Raw genomic sequence first — 6,199 nt, 5'->3', positions numbered from 1 at the left:
CTCTTCCCCTCCCCCCCGCTCTCCCTTTCTGGGAAGGAGCGTCGTCCGGTGCGTGCGATCGCACGCACCGGACGACGCGCGGCCCGGCCTCCGGCCGAACGACGGCAGATGGAAGACAGGGCCTGGCCCCCGAGAGGGGCAGCCGGTACCGGTAACCCTCCGGGCCGGATCGGGCGGGTTCGCGGACCAGCGGTTCGCGAACCCGCCCTCCTGTGTGACCGACCGACGACAGAAAGCGACTGCATGGCTCGGAAGACGAAGACCGGCGGCCGTACGCCGCGTCGGACCCGCTGGTTCAGAACACTGATCGCGCTCGCGGTGTGCGGCGCCGCGGCGGGCGGCCTGGCCGCCTACCGGAGCCTCTCCGACGACACCGCCGAGCGGCCGGTGACGATGGAGGAGGCGTCCAGGCTGGCGCTGTCGCGGCTGAATCTGTACCAGGCCAGTCCGGTGGCGGTGACCCTCACCGCCACCGAGGGCGGCGGAGTGGTGGTGCGGGTCAAGGGGGTCGTGGACTACCGGACCCACAGGGCCGTGGGGAGTTACCAGGTCACCGGTTCCACCGGGGCCTCTGGATCCTCCGGGGCCGCCGGGCCCGCGGCCGGGCGGCTCGACCACGGCCTGATCGTCTGGGACACCGGCGGCCTCGGCCTGGCCCCCGCACGGGAGGGCGACAACAGCCCGCCCTGGCAGCAGGCCGAGCACATCCCGCGCTCGGCCTGGTCCGCGCGCTCCTACACGACCGATCCCCTGGACGCCGGGCTCCGGTTGCTGGTCGAGCTCGGCGCGGACCGTCCCGACAACCCGCTGCTGCTCGCGCAGTCCGGAGCTCGCTGGCTGGAGCGTGAGCGCATCGACGGCCGCAGCTACGACCGGTTCGCCGGGCCGCGCGCCCAGGGCGCCACGCCCGGTGCGGGGCCGGACGGCGAACGGTCTCCGCTGACGTACTGGGTCGACGCCGACGGCGGCCTGCGGCGGGTGACGATGCGGATCTCGGGCCTGGGAACGCCGACCACCGTGGAGTTCTCCGGACGCGACGGCCGCGCGAAGCTCCCCGAGACGCCGTGGAACACCGGCTGACATCTCCGTGCCCACGAGCTCCGGTTCCCGCGGCTGCCGACGGCTCTCCTCGGCTCACCCTCCGGGGCGGCAGGGTGAATCGGGCACCGAGTCCGCCGGGGCACCGCTTCTCAGTTCGAGTGCGGCACGGTGTCCACGTTCTTCGGCAGCGGGTACGCGGCCGGGTCGACGGCCCCCGACAGGCCGGTGGCCGGGCTGCCCGGGGCTGTCGGGTCCGGCATGGACGGCTGGGCGGGCGGGGCCGGCACCTGGCTGAACGGGATGCCGGGCGGCGCCTGCACCGGCGCCGCCCGGCCGGTGGGCAGCCCGCCCCGGCCGCGGGTGCCGCAGCCCGCGCGACGCTCCAGGCCGTCCGGGCTCTGGGTGGCCGGCCGGTTGCCCGCGAAACAGTTGCCCGGATCGGCCGAGGCCAGCACGAGGTCGATGCCGTTGCCGGTGGCGCGGTTGTCCTCGACCTGATTGCCGCTCGCCGGATGCCCCGGCGGGTCGGTGACGACCACTCCGGCCGCCCGATTGCCCCGAACCAGGTTGCGCTGTACACGGTTTCCGGTGCCACCGCCGATGCCGATGCCGATACCGAAGCCCCCGTCGGCCTGCTGGGGCGTGTCGGCGGCGTTGTTGTCGGCGACCACATTGCCCGCGATCAGCGCGCCGCGCTGCGGGGCGAGGGCCTCCAGGTCATTGGAGTTGACCGTGACACCGACTCGGTTGCGGGCGACGAGATTGCCCAGCACCGACAGGTTGTCCGAGGCATTGGTCATTTCGATGCCGACCGCGTTGCGCTCCACCGTGTTGCCGCGGACGACGGTGTTGCAGGGCTTGCACTGGCCGACGTAGATACCCGAGTCGGCGTGCCCGGAGGCGTAGGAGTCCTCGATCACGCCGTCGCGCGCGTCGAAGGCGTAGATGCCGTACAGGCCGTTGTTGTACGCCGTCACCCGGGTCGCACGGAAGCCCCGGACGGCGGGGAAGCGGGCGGTGTCCAGCGGGTCGTAGGCGGAACCGCCCGCGCCGCGCCGTTGCAACCGCTCGTCGGTGACGCCGGTGAACAGCACGCCGTTGGCGAGATAGCCGTGCACGGTGAGGTTCTCGACCACCGAGCCGGCGCCGGTCACGGTGATGCCGTTGGCCAGACGCACACCGCCGTCGAAGACCACCGCGTTGCGGTCCGTTCCGCGCAGCACCACGCGGGGCTTGGTGACGCGCACGCTCTCCCGGTACACGCCCGGGCCGACCAGTACCGTTTCGCCCTCACGAGCGACGTCCACCGCCTGCTGCACCGAGCGGAAGTCCTGCGGAACACGCAACACGCTCCCCGCCGGATGCCGCGCATCGGCGGACGTCGACCCCGTATCGGAGCATCCGGTGGCCGCCATCGCGACCGAGGCGACCAGCACCGACAGACGCAGTGCCGCCCGGGACACCGCCGACGGGACGGCACGACGCATCAACAGGCCTTCTGCAGACAGGATTTGCATGGCAGTTGTTTTATCGTCTCCAATAGGCGTATGCCCACCGAACAGGGAAATGCGCAGGATTCATCCCGGCCCGCGGCAACCCGTTTCGGGCGGCGTCGGGCACTGCTCGCCGGCGGAGCGGTGCTCGCCGCCGGGATCGGTGCGGCGGCCGACGAACTGGCGAGGGGCGACCGGACAGCCGACCGTGCCACCCCCGGCGCCCCGCCGACCGAGACCGCGATTCCCTTCCACGGAGCCCGACAGGCGGGCGTCATGGCGCCCCAGCAACCGGCGACACACCTGCTCTCCTTCGACCTCCCGCAGACCTCCGCCGCGACCGACCGGAAGACCCTGCGAGGTGTCCTCGGCGCGCTGACCCGCACGCTCGCCGCCGCAGCCTCCGACACCCCGCCGGACCCGCGACTCCAGGGCGGCGGCGCGTCCCGGCTGACCTCCCTGGTCGGCATCGGCCCCGCCCTCGCCGCCCGGCTCGGCCTCAACGTCCCCGCCTCGTTCGGCGAGTTGCCGGCCTTCCCCGGCGACCGCCTCGACCCGCACCGCAGCGACGGCGATCTCCTGGTCCAACTGTGCGCGGCCGACCGCTGGACCCTCACCGTCGTCGCCGAGCTCGCCGACCGGGCCGCGCACGCGGCCGGCGCCGTACCGCGCTGGACCCAGTCCGGCTTCATGCCCCACACGCCCCCGGGCACCACCCCGCGCAACCTGTTCGGCTCCAAGGACGGCACCGCCAACCCCGATCACGCGGCGGCCGATCAGTGGGTCTGGGGCCCGTCCGGAGCCCACCGCGACGGCACCGTTCTGGTCTACCGCAGGATCCGCATGGACGTCACCGGCTTCGCGGCCCTCCCGGAGAACCAGCGGGACCGGGTGATCGGCCGCCGCGCCCGCGACGGCGTCCCGCTCAGCGGTACCGCAGAGCACGACGAGCCGGACATCTTCGCCAAGAACCCCGACGGTTCCTACGTCATCCCCGCCACCGCCCACGTGCGTCTCGCCAGCCCTCGCTTCGACGGCGGCGCACGTATGCTCCGCCGCAGCTACAGCTACGACGACGGCCCGACCGACCGCGGCCTGCTCTTCTGCGCCTTCATGCGCGACCCCGACCAGTTCACCCGCGTCCAGAACCGTCTGGCCGCCCGCGACGCCCTCAACCCCTTCCTCCAGCACCGGGCCTCGGCCGTGGCCTACGTCCTGCCCGGCGCCGCACCCGCGGGGATTCTGGGCGAACAGCTCTGGACATGAGGTCCGCCTCGCTTCCTCCGTCCCACCGAAACGCACGTATCCCGGTCTCACTGGTGGGAGTGATCACCGGAGCACGTGCGTACCGCTCAGGACGAAGCGGCCCGATCCGGCTGCTCGCCACGAGAAAGCACGCTCCGGCAACCGCCGCGCTAAGGGCTGTCCCGTGATCCCTGGCGGGCGCACGACGACAGCTGCGGCACCTCGCCGTGTTGCCGGAACGCCCAAGTGCACCCAGTATGCGGGCGCCCCTCCGCCTTGCGATGCACCGCATCCGACGCCGCGCGCCGACCCACCAGGGATTACGGGACAGCCCTTGGGCAGCGGTCGCCGGAGTCCCGGAAGCGCGAGCGGTAGGGCGACGGCATCGGCCGACAGTCGGCGGAGCCGTCGCCGACCGCCTCACCGAGTGGTGTCGGACGTCACCGAGGGCAGGTACCGCGGTGCCCGCCAGGCGTCCAGCCGCCGCTCCACCGCCGCCCCCAGCGACAGCAGACCGGCGTCCTGGTGGTCGCCGGCCATCAGGAGCAGGCCGACCGGCAACTCGCCGACGAACCCGGCGGGCACGGACAGCGAGGGGTACCCGGCGACGGCGGCCGGGGTGGAGGACGGGATCACGTCGTTGTCGCCCCGCGCGCAGTCGGTCGTCCAGGCGGGCGGGTTCGCCGGGGAGGCGATGGCGTCCAGGCCGTGGGCGGCCATGGTCTCGTCGATGGACCGCCGGGACAGGTCCTTCAGTTCGGCGCGCATCGCCCGGTGGCGCGGATCCGTGGTCGGCGGCGCGGCCAGGGCCTGTTCGAACAACTCCTGGCCGGCGAAGCAGGTCCGTTCGGCCGGGTGCGTGCGGTTGAACTCGATCAGCTCGGCGAGGTCGCGAGGCCCGTTGCGGGTGGCGAGGTAGGTGTCGATGTCCCGGCGGAACTCGCTCAGCAGGGCCGGGAACTCGAGTTCGGCGAGCCTGTCCTGGTACGGGGGCGTCACCTCGACGACCTGCGCCCCGGCGGCACGCAGTCGTGCCGCGGTCCGGGTCATCAGGGTGTCCACGTCGGCGCCGAGCGAGGGGAGCCGCCACAGGCCGATCCGCTTGCCCCGCAGGCCGTCGGGGCCTGCGGCCGTGCCCGTGAGGCCGAAGGCACCGTCGGCGCCCGGGGCGTCGTGACCGCTGAGCACCGAGAGGGTGATCGCGGTGTCGATGACGTTGCGTGCCATGGGGCCGGCCGTGTCCTGCTCGGCGGAGATCGGGACGACGCCGGACCGGCTGATCAGTCCGAGGCTGGGCTTGTGGCCGACGACCCCGTTCATCCCGGCCGGGCACACGATGGAGCCGTCGGTCTCGGTGCCGATCGCCACCTGCGCCAACGACGCGGCGAGCGCGGCGGCCGAACCGGAGGACGATCCGCACGGATTCCGGTCCAGGACGTACGGGTTGTTCGTCTGCCCGCCCACCGCCGACCAGCCCGATGTCGGCTTCGCCGCACGGAAGTTGGCCCATTCGGACATGTTGGCCTTGCCGAGGATCACCGCGCCTGCCGCGCGCAGCCTCCTGACCAGCTCCGCGTCCGTGGCCGGCGGACTTCCGCCCAGTGCCAGGGACCCGGCCGTCGTCGGCATGTCGCGGGTGTTCACATTGTCCTTCAGCAGGACGGGGATGCCGTCGAGCGGGCCGCGGACCTTGCCGAGGCGATGCCTGACATCGCTGGCGGCAGCCTGGCGCAGGGCCGTCGGGCTGGTGCGCAGCACCGCGTTGATCTTCGGGTCGACGGCCTTGATCCGCCGCAGGTACGACAGGGTCAGCTCCGACGAGGTCAGGGACCCGCGCTTCATGCGCGCCTGTAACTCGGGGATCGTCACCGTCTCCAGGTCCACTCCGCGCAGGAGCGTCGACTCGGTGGGGGACGAGGGGCCGTCGGCATCGGCGTCCGCGGCCACCGCACGCTGCCCCGGCGCACCCGCCGCCAGAAGGGGCGCCACGGTCAGTGCCGCGGTCAGTGCCGCGATGCTTCTCTTCTTCATGCGGGACAGCCCACTGCAGAAGGATCGCCGCGCGCAAGAGGCTTCTGCGCCTCCCTGCGCCGTCGACCGTCGTGGCACGCGCGGCGAAGGGCACCCGGTCGTGAGGACGGCCGGCGCGGGGGTGCGTGGGACGGAGCTGCTCCGCCCCCGCACCCCCGCCTCTCCAGAACGTCGAACAGCAGCGTGGACGGCAGCGCCAGCCCCGTCCACGCCGCGAGTTCATTGCGCAGATCGACCGCGGCCAAGGAGTCCAGCCCCAGGTCCGCCAACAGCGTGTCCTCGTCGATCTCGCTCGCCACCTCCTGGTGGCCCAGGACGCGGGCGGCCAGGGTCCGGACCTTTGTGAGCAGCACTTCGCTCGGCTCGCCGGGGGGGGGGGGGGGGGGGGG

At 73.0% G+C, this 6,199-nt stretch carries 5 protein-coding genes; 2 read left to right on the top strand and 3 right to left on the bottom strand.

The window, feature by feature from the left end; genetic code table 11:
* Positions 1 to 243 precede the first annotated feature (243 nt).
* Positions 244 to 1,080, top strand: coding sequence for a hypothetical protein (locus tag AB0E67_RS35910; RefSeq protein ID WP_362034993.1), 837 nt, complete (start codon positions 244 to 246; stop codon positions 1,078 to 1,080).
* A 110-nt stretch (positions 1,081 to 1,190) separates the two neighbouring features.
* On the opposite strand, the gene AB0E67_RS35905 is transcribed toward AB0E67_RS35910, so the two are convergent.
* Positions 1,191 to 2,558: a right-handed parallel beta-helix repeat-containing protein gene (locus AB0E67_RS35905; protein WP_362034991.1), complete on the bottom strand. Its 1,368-nt coding sequence runs from the start codon at positions 2,556 to 2,558 to the stop codon at positions 1,191 to 1,193.
* A 30-nt stretch (positions 2,559 to 2,588) separates the two neighbouring features.
* Here AB0E67_RS35905 and AB0E67_RS35900 point away from each other — a divergent pair, with 30 nt between their 5' ends.
* The gene (locus AB0E67_RS35900; RefSeq protein ID WP_362034989.1) at positions 2,589 to 3,800 is read left to right on the top strand and encodes a Dyp-type peroxidase; all 1,212 of its coding nucleotides are present in this window, start codon (positions 2,589 to 2,591) and stop codon (positions 3,798 to 3,800) included.
* A 399-nt stretch (positions 3,801 to 4,199) separates the two neighbouring features.
* Here AB0E67_RS35900 and AB0E67_RS35895 read toward each other — a convergent pair whose 3' ends face one another.
* Both AB0E67_RS35895 and AB0E67_RS35890 read right to left on the bottom strand, forming a co-directional pair.
* Complete coding sequence (locus AB0E67_RS35895) at positions 4,200 to 5,810, bottom strand: amidase family protein (RefSeq protein ID WP_362034987.1); 1,611 nt, start codon at positions 5,808 to 5,810, stop codon at positions 4,200 to 4,202.
* A complete protein-coding gene (locus AB0E67_RS35890; protein ID WP_362034985.1) occupies positions 5,807 to 6,163 on the bottom strand; it encodes an acyl carrier protein in 357 nt (118 codons plus the stop codon). Before AB0E67_RS35890 ends, AB0E67_RS35895 begins: the two co-directional genes overlap by 4 nt.
* Between the last annotated feature and the right edge of the window lie 36 nt (positions 6,164 to 6,199).

The organism is Streptomyces sp. NPDC032161, from assembly GCF_040636995.1.
Lineage (GTDB): Bacteria > Actinomycetota > Actinomycetes > Streptomycetales > Streptomycetaceae > Streptomyces.
This window is presented reverse-complemented; position numbering and strand designations above follow the sequence as displayed.

Coding starts and splice junctions, on each gene's coding strand:
- AB0E67_RS35910 (WP_362034993.1), top strand. CDS start 244: ATGGCTCGGAAGACGAAGACCGGCGGCCGTACGCCGCGTCGGACCCGC.
- AB0E67_RS35905 (WP_362034991.1), bottom strand. CDS start 2,558: ATGCAAATCCTGTCTGCAGAAGGCCTGTTGATGCGTCGTGCCGTCCCG.
- AB0E67_RS35900 (WP_362034989.1), top strand. CDS start 2,589: ATGCCCACCGAACAGGGAAATGCGCAGGATTCATCCCGGCCCGCGGCA.
- AB0E67_RS35895 (WP_362034987.1), bottom strand. CDS start 5,810: ATGAAGAAGAGAAGCATCGCGGCACTGACCGCGGCACTGACCGTGGCG.